Here is a 19,171-nt window from a genome sequence, read left to right on the forward strand (position 1 = left end):
TCCTACCTTTGCAGTTTAAAATAAATAAGCAAACCTATTTCATACAATCCTTTCAAAAATGGCTGTTAAGAAAATTCAATCTGCCCTTATTTCTGTCTTTTATAAAGACAATCTTGAACCTATCATTGCCCTACTAAAAGAGCAGGGAGTAAAAATATACTCTACTGGAGGCACGCAAAAGTTCATTGAGGAGCAAGGTGCAGAAGTAACTGCTGTAGAAGATCTTACTGGATATCCTTCCATCTTTGGAGGTAGGGTAAAGACCTTGCACCCAAAAGTATTTGGTGGAATCCTTCACAGAAGAGAAGATCAAGGAGATCTTTCCCAAGCCCAGGAATTTGACATTCCTGAAATTGATTTGGTGATCGTAGACCTTTATCCATTTGAGGAAACTGTAGCTTCTGGAGCTCCTGAGCAGGATATCATCGAGAAAATCGATATCGGAGGTATTTCTTTGATCAGAGCAGCAGCCAAAAACTTCAAGGATGTAACCATCATCGCTTCCCGTGACCAGTACGGTGAATTGGAGGAAAGATTGAAAAAGAATGAAGGTGGAACTACCATTGAAGACAGAAGATACTTTGCGGCCCAGGCCTTCCAAGTATCCTCTAACTATGATACCCATATCTTCAATTACTTTAACCAAACTGAAGAAATCCCTGCTTTGAAAATCAGTGAAACCACTGCCAAAGCATTGAGATACGGTGAAAACCCTCACCAAAAAGCCCATTTCTATGGTAAGTTGGAAGATCTTTTCGAGCAATTGAACGGAAAAGAACTTTCTTATAATAACTTGGTGGACATTGATGCAGCCGTGGCATTGATGGCTGAATTTGACGGAGAAACAGCTTTCGCTATCCTTAAGCATAATAATGCCTGTGGTGTGGCCAAGGGAGCTAGCGTAAAAGAAGCTTACCTTAAAGCATTTGAAGCAGATACCCTTTCTGCATTTGGAGGTGTGTTGATTACCAACCAGACTGTGGACAAGGCAGCTGCTGAAGAAATGCACAGCCTATTCTTTGAAGTATTGATTGCCCCTGCATTTGATGAAGATGCATTGGAAGTGTTGAAAGGCAAGAAAAACAGAATCCTTCTACTTCAAAAAACCAAAGTAGGTGGTACCAAGCAAATCAAGACTTTGTTGAACGGTATCATTGAGCAGGACAAGGACTTGTTCATGGAAACCAAAGAAGACTTCAAAGTAGCTACTAAGTTAGCTCCAACTGAAGAGCAGAAAGAGGCGTTGGTATTTGCTGCCAAAGTTTGTAAGCACACCAAATCCAATACCATCGTATTGAGCAACCAAGATCAGTTGTTTGCCAGTGGTGTTGGACAGACTTCAAGAGTAGATGCATTGAAGCAAGCCATCGAAAAGGCCAAGTCATTTGGTTTTGAATTGAAAGGTGCTGTAATGGCTTCAGATGCCTTCTTCCCATTCCCTGACTGTGTGGAAATCGCCTCAAAAGAAGGTGTAGCAGCAGTAGTTCAACCAGGAGGATCTATCAAAGACCAAGACAGTATCGACTTCTGCGATCAAGCAGGCATGGCCATGGTAATGACAGGAGTAAGACACTTCAAACACTAATTAGAAAATCAATTCTGATATATAATAGAACTCCCCGGCTGAAAAGTCGGGGAGTTTTTTTGTTGCTGTTTTTGCTATTCAGGATTTGTAATCCCGAATCTAAATCTTGTTGTAGAAAAAATTTACAACTGATAAACTAAGATTCGTTTATCAATATTTACAAAGAGTCACCCATTGTATATCATATTGAAACTTTATTCTCTGCAAGAAATGACAAACACCTCGAGGTTTGCCTCGAATTATTAAAAAAATCCTGCGCTGCCTCTTGGGCTTGCTTCGAAAGTGTTTACCTCATATATTCAATCTAAGTGATTTAGATAATAAATCACTACTTTTATCCTACAACTTGATTGATATTTTTATATGAAATTTCGAATAATAATAACCATTTTACTTCTCCCCCTTTCCTTACAGGTATTTGGACAGAACAGCAAACCTAAAAATGAAGACATTCCTCCTACTATTTTGTGGAAAATAACTGGAAAAGACATAAATCAAACATCATATCTACTTGGAATACACCATTTAGTAAGTGCTAATTGGTTATATAATTTCCCAGAAATTAAGTATGCAATTGAAAATTCAGATTATTTGCTGACAGAGCTTTATGGCGAAAATATTGATACTACTCCACTCCCCGAAAATAACATCAAAGCATTGGATATTCTTACACCTGAGGAATTCAATATACTTGATTCTTTTTTTATTGCCCGTGTAGGAGAAGGAATTGTTGATAACGAAGTGGCAGAGGAGATGAATGTATTTGATATGTGTAGCGGAATCCTCTCCACATTAATGACATCTACTGAGAGTAAAGAGTTACCTAGCATGGATAGAGAATTATTTTCAATTTTTCAGCATCAGGGTAAGCCAACATATCGTATGGACAAAATAGAATATCATGCTATAGGTATAAATGATACTGCGAGAGCACGAGAAGTAATCAAGCCAATGATAGAACTTGCCAAATTAGGCAGCCTTTCTGCATTAGATTTAGAAGATACTGTGGACACTCAAGGGTTAGTTCATATAATAAAAACTTACAAGAAAATGACTTTTAAATATAAACTGGAAGAAGCAGATCCACAGGAAAAGTCGCTAATCTCTAGACTTAGTGTAAAAGAAAGAAACCGACTGTGGCTACCAACCATTGTAGATAAAATCTCTAAATATGATTGTTTAGTTGCTGTAGGAGCATATCACTTGCTCTATAACACAGGTTTGATCTCTCATCTTCGTGCTAAAGGGTACACAGTGGAAGCAATTGCATTGAGAAAGGAATAACTTTCATCTTGAAATATCTAAGACAGTAATTCACAAAACCTATTGCTTCACTGGAATACCTGCTGTTCAGGATTTGTAATCCTGAACTATAAATAGGGAGGATTTGAAATCCTCATCATCTAGATTCGGGATTGCAAATCCCAAATAACCCCAAAATCCCTACCAACTTATAGTTACTAAGCTATAATTTACTTAATTTAAGATTGTTTATATTTTTCAGCTAACACTTTTTAGGTATGGCTTTTACGTATAAAATCAGAGATCAATATGGAATTTACTTTGTGACATTTACAGTCAAGCAGTGGGTAGATGTTTTTTCGCGCAAAGTATATACAAACCTTCTTATTGAGAGTATAAAACATTGTCAAAAACATAAGGGATTATTGGTTTATGCCTATGTCATCATGACCAACCATTGCCATCTTATAGTTGGAAGTAAAAAGGAACCGTTAAGTGATATTATAAGGGATTTGAAAAAATACACGGCAAAAAGCATTATCAAAGCCATTGAAGAAAACCCTCATGAAAGCAGAAAAAACTGGTTATTATGGCTATTGAAAAAGGACAATGGTATCTGGTTCTGGAAAGAGGGCTATCATGGTGAAGAAATCACTTCCCAATATTTCCTTGACACCAAAATCCGCTATATTCATCAAAATCCTGTAAAAGCAGGGATTGTCGAAAAAGAAGAAGAATACTTGCTGAGTAGTTGTGGTGAATTCTATGGAATCAGAAAATGTCCCATAGAACTCGCTCCATTATAGTTTAATTGTTTGCTGTTCAGGATTTGCAATCCTGAACTAGAGATAAAGAGGATTTGAAATCCTCATCATTTAGATTCGGGATTTGTAATCCCGAATAGCTAAGTCTCTTTCTTTATAACAAGCCTCTGGCGGTCCACTTGGTATCTTTTCATACCTACCTCACCAAAGGCAAAGGCCTGTCCATAATATTAAGAAACTACAACGACCCTTCATCCTCTCAGTAATATCCCTAGGACAGATCGGTTGCTCCGCTTATATTTCTTTGGCTTAAACTAGCATTTCTCCCAAATTATCTTCGGAATTAACTCGGTATTTTCCGAGCTTGATCCGAAGGTGATCCGAGAGTGATCCATGAGTGATCCGAATATTATTCTGTTTTCCCTTAAATAAGGATGAAGCCACATTAAGGACATTGTACACTGAAATAAGTAGGAATGCCTGAATAAAAGCAAAGGGGACAGCGCTATCGAACAGAAAAAGCAATCCTGAACTTTAAATAGGGAGGATTTGAAATCCTCCACAATCCTATTCGGGATTTTAAATCCCAAATAGCCATATTGTGATCATTTTGGACTGCTTTTTGCTTCATCAGCCCGAGCCGTATATTGAAATTCAAATAATCACCAGAAAACGCGCATTTCAGTACAGAAAATGTCTTTTATTATAAAGGTGTTTTCTTTCTCACTGCAAGTGATTTGAAAAAAAATTGTGCTCAAGATTATAAATCCAAATTAAGGTAATAATTTTGTTGTCCCTCGTTTTATTTAAGCATTGTTAATGCTAACTTTAAACGATCAACTCAAACGTAATTTATTAAGAAAAGACCAGGATGGGATTATTCGACTTTTTCTCAAGTGATATAGCTATAGATTTAGGTACTGCCAATACCCTTATTATACATAAAGAAAAGATCGTAGTGGACGAACCCTCGATCATTGCCATAGACAAATCCAGCAACAGGATTTTGGCGGTAGGTCGTGAAGCGATGAACATGCATGAAAAAACGCATGAAAATATCAAAACGATCCGTCCATTAAAGGATGGTGTGATAGCGGATTTCTACGCTGCAGAGCAAATGATCAGGGGATTGATCAAAATGATTCCTGGACATAAAAAAGGCATGTTTCCCCAATCTCACCGAATGGTAATCTGTATTCCTTCAGGAATCACCGAGGTAGAGAAAAGAGCGGTAAGGGATTCTGCAGAGCATGCCGGTGCCAAGGAGGTGTATATGGTTTACGAACCAATCGCCGCGGCTATCGGTATCGGCATAGACATAGAAAAGCCTATGGGCTCCATGATCGTTGATATCGGGGGTGGTACTACGGAAATTGCCTTGATAGCCCTTTCAGGTATAGTTGCTGACCAGTCCATAAGAGTTGCCGGTGATACTTTCACCAAGGACATCTTGGACTATATGAGAAGGCAGCATAACCTACTCATCGGTGAAAGGTCAGCTGAAAAGGTAAAAATAGCCATTGGTTCTGCCTTGACTGAATTGGACGATGCTCCTGAAGATTATGAAATCAGGGGCCGTGACCTGATGACAGGCATTCCAAAGGTCATCAAGGTTTCCTATTCGGAAATCGCCTTTGCTTTGGATAAATCAGTTTCCAAAATTGAAGAAGCCGTATTGAAGGCATTGGAAATCGCTCCACCGGAACTCTCTGCGGATATTTATGATAATGGCATCCACCTTACGGGGGGTGGCGCATTGTTAAAGGGACTGGACAAGAGACTTCATCAGAAGACCAAACTCCCTATTCATATCGCTGAAGATCCTTTAAGAGCAGTAGTAAGAGGAACAGGTACTGCCCTGAAAAATATAAATAGTTTCAGAACCGTCCTGATGACCTGATGATTGCATGCAACGCATATTATTATTCCTATATAGCATAAGGGCCTTTTTGCTATTTATCATTTTAGAGGCAATAGCAATTTGGCTAATCGTAAGTTATAATTCACCACAAGGAGCTGTTTTCTTCAACAGCTCCAACAGTTTTACAGGCAGCTTTCTAAACGCCAAAGATGGTTTCACCTCCTATTTCACCTTGGGAAGCACCAATGAAGACTTAGCAGCTAAAAATGCAGAACTAATGGCCAAGTTGGCCAGCTACACCCCAAAAAAGGACAGTGCTACCTTTGAGTTGGACAGTGTACTCAGTTCCAATTATGAATTTCGATCTGCAAAGGTCATCAATAATTCCATCAATCTTCAAACCAATCAAATCACCCTAAACAAGGGCGCTAAGGATGGCATTAAAGAGGGCATGGGCGTATTTAATGGTGAAGGAATCGTCGGAAGGGTTAAAGGGGTATCCAAAAACTTTGCATCTGTCATATCACTTTTGCACACGGACTTACTGATATCGTCTAAAATCAAAACCAAAAATGAAATTGGCTCCACCCAATGGGATGGTAGAGACCCTCAATTTGCCAAGCTAAAATATGTCCCAAGACACGTAGAAGTCAGCAAAGGTGACACGGTGGTAACATCAGGCTATAATGCCGTTTTCCCTGAGGGACTTTTGGTCGGCACCATCGAGGAAGTCAACAAGGGAACAGAAACCAATTATTTGGACATTACCATTAAATTGGCCACCAGTTTCAATAAACTGACCTATGTATACCTGGTAGAAAACAATATGGAGGCTGAATTGGATTCACTCCAAGAAATTTCCACAAGCATCAATGAACAGTAAAACCATATTTACATCCATCATAGGACTTGCCCTATACTTTTTGATACAGATTCTGGTATTGAAAAACCTGGTGCTTTTTGGCATGGCTTTTTGTTTTCTCTATGTGATATACCTGCTCCTATTGCCCATTGAGATCAAAACCATCCCTATGATGCTTCTCGCTTTTTTACTGGGCTTTGGCATTGATATATTCTATGATAGTATGGGGCTTCATACAGGTAGTGCAGTGATGATGGCCTTTTTGAGAAGACCTTGGATTCAGTTAATCACTCCAACTGGAGGCTATGACTCCAACACGCCTCCCAATCTGCTGAACATGGGAATGGGATGGTTCCTTACTTATTCCCTGCCATTGATATTGCTGCATCATCTTACATTCTTCTTCATTGATAATGTCGGCACTAACTTGTATATTCCAATGATATATAAGACTTTAGCCAGTACGGCGTTTACCTTTGTAATAGGTATTATTGTTCAAGTCTTGTTTTATAAAAAAAGTAGAAGTTTATAAATGAATGAGAACCGGCACAGTGTCATCACTGTGGTCATTATTATTGTCGGCATAGTTTTATTAACTAAGCTTTTTGTCATCCAAGTACTGGATGACAGTTTCCTGAGGCGTGCAGAAAGGAATGCGGTCCAAAGAATAGTCGATTATCCCTATAGAGGATTGGTCTATGACCGCCATGGAGAGTTGCTTGTTTATAATAATCCTGTCTTTGACCTGATGGTCATCCCAAAAGAATTCAACATTGAAGACACGGCCAAATTCTGCAAACTGTTCCAAATTGAAAAAGATCAACTTATAGAGCGCTATCAGAAAGCTAGGAAATACTCCTATGTAAAACCTTCCCCTCTGATCAAACAAATCTCCAACACGGAATTTGCCAGAATTCAGGACTACCTGATCGACTACCCCGGCCTATTTATCATGACACGGTCAGTTCGGGCATACCCTGATTCTGTAGGCGCCAGTGCATTAGGCTATATTGCTGAAATCCAGCCCAAGCAATTGGAAAGAGATTCTGCCAATTATTATAATCAAGGAGATTATATTGGACATTCCGGCATTGAATCTTATTATGAAAAAATCCTAAGAGGCAAAAAAGGAGCAAAGTATAAAATGGTCAATGTACGAGGAGTTGATAAAGGCTCCTTTAAAAATGGCCAACTGGATACCGCCTCTATTCCTGGTGAAAATCTTCAATCGACCATAGACCTGGAATTACAGAAGTATGGTGAGAAACTAATGGAAGGCAAAAAAGGCTCAGTAGTAGCCATCGAACCTAAAACAGGTGAAATACTTTCCATCATTTCTGCACCAGTATATAATCCTAATCTATTGGCTGGAGCCGCATATGGAAAGAATTATGGTAAGTTACTCAATGACTCCACGATGCCATTGTTCAATAGGCCCATCATGGCCATGTATCCCCCTGGATCTATCTTTAAAATCGTACAATCCCTTATCGGACTACAGTGGGGTATCATTACACCCAATACCACTTTTGCCTGCAACAAAGCCTTGGTTGCTTGCCATAACCACCCAAGTCCTGTAAATTTATTTGGCGCCATCCGAAACTCCTGTAATCCCTATTACTACCAGGCTTACCGATTGATGATCAACCAAGATGTATCTTCTAATACCTACACTGATACCCAAATAGGATTGGATAAATGGCATGAAGCGGTTGAAAAATTCGGGCTTGGAAACAGATTGGGCATTGATTTACCATCAGAAAAAAGTGGCAGTGTCCCCTCAAGCTTACTATATGATCGAATGTATGGTAAAAACAGATGGAAATACTCTACCATATATTCCCTATCCATAGGTCAGGGAGAAATGCAAGTAACCCCAGTTCAGATGGCCAACCTTGCCGCCATCTTTGCCAATAAAGGATATTACTATACTCCCCATTTGATTAAATCTGTGGATGGAGACCCTGAAAAAATACCTGAAGAATATCAGATCAAACATGAAGTAGGCGTGTCTCCTCATCACTTTGACATGGTTCAGGACGCCATGGCTGAAGCACTTTATGGCACTGCCATGAGGGCTATCATCAGTGACATCACCATAGCCGGTAAAACCGGTACGGCCCAAAACCCCCATGGTGAGGACCATTCGGTATTCGTTGCTTTTGCGCCCAAGGAAAATCCACAAATTGCCATTGCTGTATATGTGGAAAATGCTGGCTGGGGCGGACGTGCTGCTGCAAGTACGGCCAGCTTGATGATAGAGAAATATTTAAGAGGACATATAGAAAGACCGGCTTTGGAAGACTATGTTTTGGTCGGCGATTTTGGAGACTAAAGTGAGACAAGACGATTTATATATCAACAAAATTGATTGGCTAACCATATTAATATATTTAGCCTTGGTAATGATTGGCTGGATCAATATCTATGCTGCTGTTTACGACGAACAAGCGGCCAAAAGTATATTTGACTTCAGTATCAATTCCGGAAAACAATTGGTATGGATAGGTACAGCTGTCCTGCTGATCACCATCATCATGGTAGCTGATTACCGGCTTTTTGATAATCTCAGTTTGATATTGTTCGGTTTTTTCCTGCTCATCCTATTGCTTACTCCCTTTATCGGTAAGGAAATCAACGGGCAACGAGCCTGGTTTGAACTGGGTCCCTTTAGACTTCAGCCAGGGGAATTCGCCAAATTTGCCACTGCTTTGGCTCTTGCCAAGTTCATAGAAAAACCTTCCTTTGACCTGAGTCTTCCTAAATACCAGTTCCAAGCGATTTTGATCATTTTATTACCCATTAGTTTGATCATGCTCCAGCCTGATACAGGGACTGCCATGGTCTATACTTCCTTTTTTATCATGCTGTACAGGGAAGGAATGCCGCAGAAATATTATGTATTGGCACTGATATTTATAGCCATTTCATTGCTTTCCCTTGCCATAGAAAACAATATCTATATTGTGGCTGCGGTCTCGGTTATCACCTTAACAATGATCCTCTCTGGCAAAAAGACCTGGAAAAGGACCTTGACTTTTTCATTGATTGGCGTGGCAATTATTGCGTATAGTTACAGTTTGGATTTAGTGGTTTCCAAATTACCTACTCACCAACAGAACAGGATCATGGTATTATTTAATCCTGACATTGATCCGTTGGGTGTAGGCTGGAATGTCACCCAATCCAAAATTGCCATTGGCTCTGGTGGCTTTTGGGGCAAGGGCTATTTGGAGGGGACACAGACTAAATTTGACTTTGTTCCAGAACAACATACAGACTTTATCTTCTGTACCTTGGGAGAGGAATTTGGCTGGATCGGTAGTTTGGTGGTAGTCGGCCTGTTCGTCGCCTTATTGATACGTTTGGTGTTTCTGGCAGAAAGACAGAAGACCCGATTTTCAAGGGTATATGGCTATTGTGTGGTCTCAGTATTGCTTTTCCACTTTATGATCAATATATCCATGACCATCGGACTCTTTCCCGTGGTCGGCATTCCTCTTCCTTTCTTCAGCTATGGAGGTTCTTCTCTTTGGTCCTTCACCATCCTGTTATTTATATTCATCAAATTGGATTCTCACAGAATCCAATTGCTAGGAAGGATGAATTAAAAAAAAGCCGAGGATTTGAATAATTCCTCGGCTTTTTTATTAATCCACTACTGGTTGAGTCAGCCGGTAGGTTTTATCATACTGTTCAACTTGTCTTATTCTCCAGACAGGTGCTTCCAAAAACAATGGATGTGGTAGCTGTACATCCCAAGTCCCCAGTTTTTTCAATAATCTTTTGGTAATATCAAGATTTTGCAAGGCCACATCATGCTGCTCAGAGATATCATTTTCAAGATCATATAACATAGGCAACCTATCAGGAATCCTGATCAACTTCCATTTTCCCTCACGAATAGCCGCACTGATGGTAAACCTCCACTTGATTTCATCATGCGGCCGTCCTTGTTTTTCCCCATTCAAAAAAGGCATCAGGTTTAGACCATCAAATTTATCTTCTTCTCTTAATTCCCCACCAGCCAAAGCGATAAATGTCGGAGTAAGGTCAAGAGAAGACACCTGCTCCTTGTAAACCTTACCAGCAGGAAGCTGTGATGGCCAGTTGATGATAAAAGGCACCCTTATCCCTCCCTCCATCAATGTCCCCTTTTTGCCATTAAAAGGTGCATTAATAGAAGCGTTGGTTTCTGCAGGGCCTCCATTGTCACTGATAAATACAATCATGGTATTTTCCCTCAGACCAGCTGCTTCCAAAGCTTGTACTATTCTACCTATGTTGAGATCAAGTCTGTGAACCATGGCTGCATAGGTTCTCCTTCTTTCATCCTTAATATGCTTATAAAGCTCCAAATCTGCCTCTGTGGCCTGTAGTGGTGCATGTGGTGCATTAAACGAGGCATATAAAAAAAACGGTTCCCCCTTATGCCTATGAATAAAATCAACGCATTCATCTCCCTTATCATCTGTAATATAGGTGATTTTCTGAGGTGTCTTATAGTTACATTCAATGGGACTCTGATAACCTTTTCCATCAGCGGAAGCTGTAAAATAATCATGTCCCCCGCCTCTATATCCCCAAAATTCATCGAATCCACGGTTCAATGGATAAAATTGATCTTCATAGCCTAAATGCCACTTCCCCACGATCCCATTCACATAGCCCAAATTATGAAGATGATCCGCCACTGTGGCTACCTCCACAGGAAGACCATGAAAGTCGGGGTCGAAACCAGGCTGTACGCCTCCTAAATTATTATCATAACCGAATGTGACTTGGTTCCTGCCTGTAAGTAATCCAGCGCGGGAAGGACTACATACTGCTGAAGAAACATATCCCTCTGGAAAAAACACCCCTGTACTGGCCAACTTATCAATATTCGGGGTTTTAATTTGGCTACTTCCTGTAAAGCCCAAGTCTCCATAACCCAGATCATCTGCTACAATTAAAACATAATTGGGTTTTTCTAGGGCCTTTTCTGCTTTATCTTGGGCACTTAGTCCAAAAACATTGGCCAAGAGCAGAAGCAATACCAATCTCAGTGATTTCATAAATCCTTTTGTGTTGAAAACAGGCAAAACCATCCACCTTGGCCTGCACCATTTCGTAATAAACCTTATTTACAGATTACTGGATTTGTTAGGGATTACTTTTCGTCAAACTTTCTGTAAATCAAGTGCAAAAACTCATGAACCTCTTCTGATTCTTTGTCCCAGCTCAATTCTGTCAAATACCTTGCATTGACCAAATCGATGGCTTCTACGAAACTATCGCATTGGTCGATGGATTTGAAGGCATGTCCCATCAGATCTGGATTGCCATCAAATAACTTCTTGGTAAACATAAACCGCTGGTTGATGGCCACACCATCTTCCAAACTATCTATAGGCCCCTTCAATAGGCCGCTTTGTTCAGATTCAAACTTTGCCCAAGCCAATGCGGGGTCTATATTTCCTTCTGCAGCCCCCACTGTAACTTCCTTTCTCTCAGAGATAGGCAATTCCTCTTGTTCTTCATCTTGTACCTCTTGGGCCAAGGCATCTTCCTCACCTTTGTCCTGCTTTCCGGGCACAATCTCCTCTGCATCCACCGCACTTTGTGCTGTCAATTCCTCGACAGCGGGTAAAAGTTCATCCCAAGCAATCGGCAAGACCTGAGACAAACTGGCCAATAGCTCTTTGGCAGGCGTCAGTTCAGCCTGTAGCTTTTCATAGGCTTTGCTCAATTCATTTTTAAGGGTATCTGCATCAGCTTGTCCTCCTCTCTCCAACAATTCCGTAAGTAAATTCCCATGCCATTTGATATACTTTTTACTCGCCTTCAGATGCTCAGCTGGATGCGGGGAGGTTGCTTTCTCTATTTCCCCCCAAAGATAAACCATAGGGTCCAAAGCCAATAAAACCGTATCGATCACCGCTACCTCCATCATTGGTTCAAAATGAGCCCGCTCGACTTTGATCGCCCTTGACAGAACATCCATAAACTCTTTCAGCGCAGAAGCCACCGCCATGTCTCTATAATCAAAAAAAGGATTGCTCTTCAGCTTCTCCAATTCTTCCTGCCACTTCTCAAAAAGGGTCTTAATGATCATGAAATTAACCTGGGAGTTGGGCGTAAGCTGGATAATTTCCTGTCCAGACATGTACTTTTTGGTACCGAAATATTCCGAACATACTTTGTTCGAAAAAGCCTGAGCATAGTTTTCTAAATAATTGAGGTTAATTTTATCGTTCATTAGTAAGGATTTTCATAATTGAAGTAGAAGAATGATGCCTAAAATAGTAATTGAAAACCTATACCACAAGGAGATTTACACAAAAGCACCTGATAGCAAAGTTATTGAAATTATCCATGAAAATGCTATAGATTGGATGCACGCTTGTGGTAAAAAGGGTCGTTGCACTACTTGCCTGATGATAGTCATTGAAGGTCAGGAAAATCTTTCTGCTTTGAGTGATCGGGAAGAATATTTTCGAAAATTGGGCAGGCTAAAAGAAAATCAACGCTTAACTTGCCAGACAAAGATCAATCAAGGCAGTATCCACATTAAAGTGGATGAGCGGTACAAATTCCCGCATATGGATTATAGTGAATAATTTCCATCCCAAGCGCAACGCATTTAGTATATTCAGATAAAGACCAACGGAAAAATGTTTATAGAACCTTCGATAGGGAACAAACATCCCAAGGATAAAATTGGCCATATTGAGGTTATCTGTGGCTCCATGTTTTCCGGAAAAACAGAAGAGCTGATCAGAAGGCTCAACAGGGCCCTTATAGCCAGACAAAAGGTCGAGATTTTCAAACCGGCCATGGATACCCGATACCATGACACCAATGTGGTCTCCCATAATGAAAATGAAATCCGGTCCACACCTGTACAGTTTGCAGACGACATCATGCTTTTGGCGGGAGATTGTGAAGTAGTTGGAATCGATGAAGCCCAATTTTTCGATGAAAACCTTGCACAAGTAGCCAATAAGCTCGCCTTGACAGGAAAAAGAGTCATCTTGGCGGGCTTGGACATGGACTTTGAAGGCAAACCATTTGAGCCCATGCCGCAGCTCTTGGCCATGGCCGAATACGTCACCAAGGTACATGCAATATGCATGAAATGCGGTGACTTGGCTTCTTACAGTTTCAGGCTATCAGATGCCAAACAAAAGGTAGTACTGGGAGAAAAAGACAGTTATGAGGCCAGGTGCAGAAAATGTTTCTATGAAGACAAAAAATAACCTGTCAGCTCATCCCATTTTCTCCATAAGGCCATGATAAAAAAGACTCAAGGTATCGTCATCCACTATATCAAGTACAAGGAGACTTCCATTATCGCCAAAATTTTCACCAGGGACCTTGGCCTGAAAAGCTATATAGTCAATGGAGTACGAAGTCCTAAGTCAAAGTCTAAAATGGCATTTTTCCAGCCCCTAACCTTACTGGACTTGGTGGTCTACGACAAAGAAAATGCTTCCTTGAACCGGATTTCAGAAGTAAAACTAACCATCCCTTTTCAAAAAATCCCCTTCGATTATTATCGATCAGGAACAGCCCTGTTTATTGCAGAAATCCTTGGCAAGTCCATATATGAAAACTATCAAAACGAATACCTGTTTGATTTTATCTATCAAGCGATCATCCTATTGGATCAGGAGGAAATAAATCTCGGCAATTACCCCATCGCTTTTTTATTGGAAACCTCCAGATTTTTAGGCTTCTCTCCCAATAATGCCGCTGAGTTCTTTGAACAAGTACATCCAGCTATAAACGAAGCTACTTATGCAGTAATGCAAAAGCAGCACTTTAATCAAATCCTTCAAGCTCCTTTCAATAAGGAAATCAAAATCCCTGGAGTGGTCCGAAAACAATTATTGGATGATCTAATAAAATATTACAGTATCCACCTTGAGACTTTTACGGAAGTAAAATCCCTGGAAGTGCTCAGAAACTTAATGTAATCATCATCAGTTTTTCACTATAATTTCCTTGGTGCTTTTAGAAAAGATTCCTGGAATCTCCTTGTCATTGGCATCAATCAGTACCAGTTCCAGTTTATGCTTACCAACAGGAAGACCATTGATCTTTACTTGCCCTAGATCATTGACCATATATTCCTTGTCAAATATGCTGATCTTAATACGCATACCATCCTCTTTCAAGTCGCCTCCCACCAATATAAAGTCAACCAAAACTGGGCTATCCTTTTCGAACACCTGACCATTATGGGGCAAATTAAGTCCTATCACTGGATCTTCATTTTCCGGAAAAGGACTAGATTCACCCACCACAAAATCCCTATCGACATAATTCCCATACTCCTTAAGGGCCAGGCCTTCATCATCCACTAAATATGCCAGCACCTTATACGTACCCCGGTTCAAGTCTTTTTTAAATATGGGCATATTATAGCCTACTGGGTCATTACCATTTATAATCATATTCAATTGGAATCCATTTCTTCCTTCCTCAAAAGGGTAATTTTTGATATTAAACTCAAAAGGCACCCCTCCTTCCTTAAATACCTCATTTTCCAAGGGACTATATAATTCCAACATAGCATCAGGGTAAGCTTTATCCTGCATCAGATACTGAAACTTAACGGTGCTTTCCTCCTCAATGGGCTCTTCTTGCTCAAGTGGTGCCTCTTCTACCTTTTTATTGGTTTTGGTTTCGCAGGAAACCATGACAAATATCATTATAAATATTATGGCAATCGGGCTGATTTTCTTCATATGAACGACTTTGGCTATGTCTAAAGATATTTAAATTTCCCATAAAATATTTACCTTGCGACATAAATAAAATAGCTATGAGTGATATCCTTTATAACGAAATCCCATCATTGGACCTTGCTGATTTTACAAATGGTAATGCCCATAGAAAAGCAGAATTTGTAAAAAAACTGGGCGATGCTTATCAAAACATTGGTTTTGTCGCTATCAAAAACCACGGACTGACAGATGAATTACAAGATAAACTCTACAAAAGTATAAAGGATTTCTTTGCACTAGATGACAGCACCAAAAGTCAATATGAGCGACCTGAAATCGGGTATCAGCGAGGATATACGGGAAAAGGCAAGGAACATGCAAAGGGGAGAAACACGGGTGATTTAAAGGAATTTTACCATGTTGGACAAGACCTAAGCCATATTCCTGATAATGACCCGCTCAAAAAGGACTACCCGCCAAATGTATGGCCTACAGAAATCCCTGCCTTCCAAGAAGTGGCACTCCAGGTTTTTGCAACCATAGAAAATGCAGGAAAGGCCATGCTGAGAGCCATAGCCCTTCACTTAGAGCTTCCGGAAGATTATTTTGAAGACAAGGTCTTACATGGCAATTCCATACTTAGACCTATCCACTACTTCCCCATCCAAAATCCAGAAGAGGTTCCTTCAGATGCAGTTAGGGCCGCTGAACATGGAGACATCAACCTGATCACCCTTTTGATGGGCGCCAGTGCTGATGGCCTTCAGGTCCTTAGAAAAGATGGACATTGGATCCCCATCACTGCGCTTCCCGAACAGCTGGTGGTCAATGTGGGAGACATGTTGGAAAGGTTAACCAACAAAAAATTAAAATCTACCATTCACCGCGTGGTCAATCCACCGAAAGAAAAAATGAATAGTAGCAGGTATTCCATTCCATTTTTCATGCACCCAAGATCTGATATGGACCTCACCTGTCTGGCATCCTGTGTGGATGCTGAAAACCCAAAGGCATTCGCTGATGCCACTGCCGGGGAATTCCTCGAAGAAAGATTAAGGGAACTGGGCTTACGTAAATAGTTCTGGTGACCATCAGGAGAGTCAAATATTACCTCTATTTAAAGGATGTCATTTTATTGTCAGTAACAGCCTTTGGGGGACCTCAGGCATTTTTGGCTATGATCTTAGACATTATGGTCAAAAAGCGCCGCTACATTTCCGAGGAAGAACTTTGGGAATTACATGCCTTATGTCAAATACTCCCAGGTCCGACCTCCACTCAAACTGTCTCTGCCATCGGATACAGGGTAGGCGGACCCAATTTGGCCTATCTTTCCTTGCTGGTATGGATACTTCCTGCCACACTCATCATGACTTCTGCTGCCATCTTGGTGGATTTTCTCCAAACCCAAACTTCCGGATCACTGGATTTTGCAAAATTCATTCAGCCTATGGCTATTGGCTTTATTATTTATGCTGCCCAGAAAACCATCGGTAAAATGGTCAAAACTCCCGAAGCTACTGTCTTGATGATGCTCTCAGCTTTCGTAGCTTTTTTCTATAACTCTCCATACATCTTTCCGATAATGCTGGTCATTGGCGGTGTATTCACCTCACTAAAATACCATAAGCAGCCAAAAATAGAGGAAAAGCGTGGCATCAATGTAAAATGGGCCAACTTCCTACTTTGGGCTGGAGTATTGATCCTGGCCGCAATACTGGGGCACTTTACCCGAATTCTCCCTATCAGGTTATTCGAAAACTTCTATCGGAATGGTAGCCTCATATTCGGAGGCGGCCAGGTTTTGGTTCCTTATCTTTATACAGAATTTGTGGAGTTCAAAGGCTATCTCACCTCCGAAGAGTTCCTTACAGGCTATGCCATCTCACAGGGTGTGCCAGGTCCTACTTTCAGCATCAGCTCTTATATCGGGGCACTGTCCATGCGGGACATGGGCATCACTGGAGCCATCACCGGAGGACTGATTGCAGCAGCAGGCATCTTTCTGCCTGGCACGTTTTTGATCTTCTTTGTCATTAAATTCTGGGATGAGCTAAAAAAATATAGGCCTGTAAGAGCGGCCTTGGAAGGGATCAATGCGGTCAGCTGTGGAATGTTAATAGCCGCTGCCTACTTGCTTTTTGAGCCCATGCCAGCCAATACATTCAATATATCGGCCATTGTGATCACCTATCTCCTTTTACAGTTTACCAAAATCCCCTCTCCGCTTATCATCATGGGAGGAATAATCATCGGCTTGGGCTACCAACTGCTATGAAATAATTTTTAGTGTTCTACGGAACCGGCCAACTCATCCTCAATATCTACCTTCATAAAAGCCCCAACTAGAGAAACCAAGGCTGTAATCAGGAAAAATATCAAGCTGAATGCTACTGCCGCATTTTTATCTATTCCCATATAACTGTGACTAAAAATAAACACCAGCTCCCTTGCCCCCACTCCCCCAATGGTCAAAGGCAGCACAGCTACAATGGAAGACAGTAGAAATACAAACTGGTAATCCAGTATTTGTTCGTGAATTCCCAAGGCCAATAGGATAAAATAAGCACATACAAGCTGCGAAGACTGCACCAATAAAGAGTACACGGAACTTATCAACATGGATGACCTGAATGACCTAAACCACCACCAATAAACTATCCCAAAAACAAGCGGAGTCAAAACTAAAGCTACTCCTGCAAGTACATTCAGGTCCCATATAGGAAGATCTATACCGTCCTTTTCCAAGAAAAACCAAATCCCCAATAGTAAAAACACCAAAGCGGCCAATCCACTGATCCGATCCAGTAGTACGGCTGCCAAAAGTTTTTTAACTGGGCCATTAAAATATTTATTGAGCAAGTAAACCTTATATCCATCTCCACCGATACCACCAGGTAGGAAAAGATTGTAAAACATTCCCTTCCAATATAATTTCAAGTTTACCTTTTCAGATAATCCTACTTCCAAATCCCTGAAATAAAAATTAAGGCGAAAAGAAGAAATCACTTTTGATAGGGTAAAAAATAAAATAGCCAGTAACAAATAGCCTATGTCAATATCCTTAAGTACTTGCCAAGTAGCTTGGGTGTCTATCTTCCGAATGACAAGGTAAATTGCTACTCCCGTAAGGAGTACTTTTAGGAGCAGCTTGATGTTTTTCTTATTCACCTCGGAATTCCTCTTTTACCTTATAGGTATTTTTATCCTGGGATTCGAAATAGGTCCTGATAATAATCTCAGCTACTATCCCAGTGGTGATAAGCTGCAAGCCTCCCAAAACCAAGATCAAGCCCACCAATAAAATGGGCCTGCCCCAAATATCTTCCCCGATTATTTTCAAGGCCAATAAATAAATATTAATGATGACCCCAATAAAAAACGATAACAATCCAATAGTACCAAAAAGGTGAATAGGCCGCTGTAGGTACTTTTGGAAGAAAAGCATCAAGATCAAATCAGCCATTACCTTAAATGTCCTGTTCAAGCCATATTTTGAGGTGCCATGGATCCTTGGATGGTGTTTCACATCCACCTCTGTCATCCTAGCTCCCTCTTGCTTGGCCAAAACCGGAATAAAACGGTGCAATTCCCCATAGAGTCCCATATCTTGGGCAATATGAGCTTTATAAACCCGAAGACTGCATCCATAATCTTTCAAATGAACACCGGTGGTATTCCTGATCATCCAGTTGGCCATCTTGCTTGGGATTTTCCGGAGCACAAAACCATCCTGGCGGTTTGCCCTCACTCCGGCCACCACATCCCAATCTTCATCAATGGCCTTTTGCAACATCATTGGGATATCTGAAGGGTCATTTTGCAAATCACCATCCATGGTAGAGATATACTCACCTTCAGCATAATCAATTCCCGCAGCCAAGGCGGTGGTCTGTCCATAGTTCTTATTAAAAATCAATACTCTAGTGCGCTCATTGGCATATTTCTTGGATTCGGCCACCGTTTTATCCGTAGAGCCATCATCCACCAATATCAATTCATATTCTATTCCCTCCAGGGAGGTATAAATTGCTTCCAAAAGCGGCTTAATATTCTCTTCTTCGTTAAAAACAGTAACGACTAGAGAGAGCTGTAATTTAGACATACCATATAAAATTTGGCCAAAATTAACCCTTTTTTGAC

At 40.7% G+C, this 19,171-nt stretch carries 18 protein-coding genes; 13 read left to right on the forward strand and 5 right to left on the reverse strand.

Features of this window, described 5'->3' with window-relative positions; translation table 11 throughout:
* Positions 1 to 58: 58 nt before the first annotated feature.
* From purH to rodA, 8 genes are all read left to right on the forward strand, one after another.
* Complete coding sequence (gene purH / locus KZP23_RS04315) at positions 59 to 1,585, forward strand: bifunctional phosphoribosylaminoimidazolecarboxamide formyltransferase/IMP cyclohydrolase (protein WP_226334900.1); 1,527 nt, start codon at positions 59 to 61, stop codon at positions 1,583 to 1,585.
* Positions 1,586 to 1,948: 363 nt separating this feature from the next.
* Positions 1,949 to 2,869, forward strand: a complete 921-nt coding sequence (locus KZP23_RS04320; protein WP_226334901.1) for a TraB/GumN family protein — start codon at positions 1,949 to 1,951, stop codon at positions 2,867 to 2,869.
* A gap of 236 nt (positions 2,870 to 3,105) precedes the next feature.
* Positions 3,106 to 3,633: an REP-associated tyrosine transposase gene (locus KZP23_RS04325; protein ID WP_226334902.1), complete on the forward strand. Its 528-nt coding sequence runs from the start codon at positions 3,106 to 3,108 to the stop codon at positions 3,631 to 3,633.
* Between the two features lie 829 nt (positions 3,634 to 4,462).
* The gene (locus KZP23_RS04330; RefSeq protein ID WP_186753510.1) at positions 4,463 to 5,491 is read left to right on the forward strand and encodes a rod shape-determining protein; all 1,029 of its coding nucleotides are present in this window, start codon (positions 4,463 to 4,465) and stop codon (positions 5,489 to 5,491) included.
* A gap of 7 nt (positions 5,492 to 5,498) precedes the next feature.
* On the forward strand, positions 5,499 to 6,335 hold the full coding sequence (mreC, locus tag KZP23_RS04335; RefSeq protein WP_226334903.1) for a rod shape-determining protein MreC: 837 nt from the start codon (positions 5,499 to 5,501) through the stop codon (positions 6,333 to 6,335).
* On the forward strand, positions 6,325 to 6,846 hold the full coding sequence (locus tag KZP23_RS04340) for a rod shape-determining protein MreD (RefSeq protein WP_226334904.1): 522 nt from the start codon (positions 6,325 to 6,327) through the stop codon (positions 6,844 to 6,846). Before mreC ends, KZP23_RS04340 begins: the two co-directional genes overlap by 11 nt.
* Positions 6,847 to 8,649 (forward strand): penicillin-binding protein 2, encoded by a 1,803-nt coding sequence (mrdA, locus tag KZP23_RS04345; protein WP_226334905.1) that lies wholly within the window; start codon positions 6,847 to 6,849, stop codon positions 8,647 to 8,649.
* A gap of 1 nt (position 8,650) precedes the next feature.
* On the forward strand, positions 8,651 to 9,925 hold the full coding sequence (gene rodA, locus KZP23_RS04350) for a rod shape-determining protein RodA (protein WP_226336478.1): 1,275 nt from the start codon (positions 8,651 to 8,653) through the stop codon (positions 9,923 to 9,925).
* Between the two features lie 39 nt (positions 9,926 to 9,964).
* On the opposite strand, the gene KZP23_RS04355 is transcribed toward rodA, so the two are convergent.
* Positions 9,965 to 11,371, reverse strand: coding sequence for a sulfatase-like hydrolase/transferase (locus tag KZP23_RS04355; protein ID WP_226334906.1), 1,407 nt, complete (start codon positions 11,369 to 11,371; stop codon positions 9,965 to 9,967).
* Positions 11,372 to 11,466: 95 nt separating this feature from the next.
* Positions 11,467 to 12,555 carry a hypothetical protein gene (locus KZP23_RS04360; RefSeq protein WP_226334907.1) on the reverse strand — a complete coding sequence of 363 codons (1,089 nt, stop codon included), beginning with the start codon at positions 12,553 to 12,555 and terminating at the stop codon, positions 11,467 to 11,469.
* Between the two features lie 31 nt (positions 12,556 to 12,586).
* Here KZP23_RS04360 and KZP23_RS04365 point away from each other — a divergent pair, with 31 nt between their 5' ends.
* Genes KZP23_RS04365 through recO form a run of 3 tightly spaced genes read left to right on the forward strand, consistent with a single transcriptional unit; the run spans position 12,587 to position 14,275 of the window.
* Positions 12,587 to 12,916 (forward strand): 2Fe-2S iron-sulfur cluster-binding protein, encoded by a 330-nt coding sequence (locus KZP23_RS04365; RefSeq protein WP_317198047.1) that lies wholly within the window; start codon positions 12,587 to 12,589, stop codon positions 12,914 to 12,916.
* Positions 12,917 to 12,970: 54 nt separating this feature from the next.
* The gene (locus KZP23_RS04370; RefSeq protein WP_226334908.1) at positions 12,971 to 13,555 is read left to right on the forward strand and encodes a thymidine kinase; all 585 of its coding nucleotides are present in this window, start codon (positions 12,971 to 12,973) and stop codon (positions 13,553 to 13,555) included.
* A gap of 33 nt (positions 13,556 to 13,588) precedes the next feature.
* Positions 13,589 to 14,275, forward strand: coding sequence for a DNA repair protein RecO (recO, locus tag KZP23_RS04375; RefSeq protein ID WP_226334909.1), 687 nt, complete (start codon positions 13,589 to 13,591; stop codon positions 14,273 to 14,275).
* A 6-nt stretch (positions 14,276 to 14,281) separates the two neighbouring features.
* Here recO and KZP23_RS04380 read toward each other — a convergent pair whose 3' ends face one another.
* Positions 14,282 to 15,049, reverse strand: coding sequence for a hypothetical protein (locus tag KZP23_RS04380; protein ID WP_226334910.1), 768 nt, complete (start codon positions 15,047 to 15,049; stop codon positions 14,282 to 14,284).
* Positions 15,050 to 15,126: 77 nt separating this feature from the next.
* Here KZP23_RS04380 and KZP23_RS04385 point away from each other — a divergent pair, with 77 nt between their 5' ends.
* Both KZP23_RS04385 and chrA read left to right on the forward strand, forming a co-directional pair.
* Complete coding sequence (locus KZP23_RS04385; RefSeq protein ID WP_226334911.1) at positions 15,127 to 16,107, forward strand: isopenicillin N synthase family dioxygenase; 981 nt, start codon at positions 15,127 to 15,129, stop codon at positions 16,105 to 16,107.
* Positions 16,108 to 16,112: 5 nt separating this feature from the next.
* Positions 16,113 to 17,306, forward strand: coding sequence for a chromate efflux transporter (gene chrA / locus KZP23_RS04390; RefSeq protein WP_226334912.1), 1,194 nt, complete (start codon positions 16,113 to 16,115; stop codon positions 17,304 to 17,306).
* A gap of 8 nt (positions 17,307 to 17,314) precedes the next feature.
* On the opposite strand, the gene KZP23_RS04395 is transcribed toward chrA, so the two are convergent.
* A complete protein-coding gene (locus KZP23_RS04395) occupies positions 17,315 to 18,199 on the reverse strand; it encodes a lysylphosphatidylglycerol synthase transmembrane domain-containing protein (protein ID WP_226334913.1) in 885 nt (294 codons plus the stop codon).
* The gene (locus tag KZP23_RS04400; RefSeq protein ID WP_226334914.1) at positions 18,192 to 19,133 is read right to left on the reverse strand and encodes a glycosyltransferase family 2 protein; all 942 of its coding nucleotides are present in this window, start codon (positions 19,131 to 19,133) and stop codon (positions 18,192 to 18,194) included. Before KZP23_RS04400 ends, KZP23_RS04395 begins: the two co-directional genes overlap by 8 nt.
* Positions 19,134 to 19,171 lie beyond the last annotated feature (38 nt).

Source organism: Echinicola marina (genome assembly GCF_020463795.1).
GTDB lineage: Bacteria > Bacteroidota > Bacteroidia > Cytophagales > Cyclobacteriaceae > Echinicola > Echinicola marina.

What these genes read in the sequence shown, in the direction of transcription:
- purH (WP_226334900.1), top strand. Translation starts at nt 59, where the DNA reads ATGGCTGTTAAGAAAATTCAATCTGCCCTTATTTCTGTCTTTTATAAA.
- KZP23_RS04320 (WP_226334901.1), top strand. Translation starts at nt 1,949, where the DNA reads ATGAAATTTCGAATAATAATAACCATTTTACTTCTCCCCCTTTCCTTA.
- KZP23_RS04325 (WP_226334902.1), top strand. Translation starts at nt 3,106, where the DNA reads ATGGCTTTTACGTATAAAATCAGAGATCAATATGGAATTTACTTTGTG.
- KZP23_RS04330 (WP_186753510.1), top strand. Translation starts at nt 4,463, where the DNA reads ATGGGATTATTCGACTTTTTCTCAAGTGATATAGCTATAGATTTAGGT.
- mreC (WP_226334903.1), top strand. Translation starts at nt 5,499, where the DNA reads ATGCAACGCATATTATTATTCCTATATAGCATAAGGGCCTTTTTGCTA.
- KZP23_RS04340 (WP_226334904.1), top strand. Translation starts at nt 6,325, where the DNA reads ATGAACAGTAAAACCATATTTACATCCATCATAGGACTTGCCCTATAC.
- mrdA (WP_226334905.1), top strand. Translation starts at nt 6,847, where the DNA reads ATGAATGAGAACCGGCACAGTGTCATCACTGTGGTCATTATTATTGTC.
- KZP23_RS04355 (WP_226334906.1), bottom strand. Translation starts at nt 11,371, where the DNA reads ATGAAATCACTGAGATTGGTATTGCTTCTGCTCTTGGCCAATGTTTTT.
- KZP23_RS04360 (WP_226334907.1), bottom strand. Translation starts at nt 12,555, where the DNA reads ATGAACGATAAAATTAACCTCAATTATTTAGAAAACTATGCTCAGGCT.
- KZP23_RS04365 (WP_317198047.1), top strand. Translation starts at nt 12,587, where the DNA reads ATGATGCCTAAAATAGTAATTGAAAACCTATACCACAAGGAGATTTAC.
- KZP23_RS04370 (WP_226334908.1), top strand. Translation starts at nt 12,971, where the DNA reads ATGTTTATAGAACCTTCGATAGGGAACAAACATCCCAAGGATAAAATT.
- recO (WP_226334909.1), top strand. Translation starts at nt 13,589, where the DNA reads ATGATAAAAAAGACTCAAGGTATCGTCATCCACTATATCAAGTACAAG.
- KZP23_RS04380 (WP_226334910.1), bottom strand. Translation starts at nt 15,049, where the DNA reads ATGAAGAAAATCAGCCCGATTGCCATAATATTTATAATGATATTTGTC.
- KZP23_RS04385 (WP_226334911.1), top strand. Translation starts at nt 15,127, where the DNA reads ATGAGTGATATCCTTTATAACGAAATCCCATCATTGGACCTTGCTGAT.
- KZP23_RS04400 (WP_226334914.1), bottom strand. Translation starts at nt 19,133, where the DNA reads ATGTCTAAATTACAGCTCTCTCTAGTCGTTACTGTTTTTAACGAAGAA.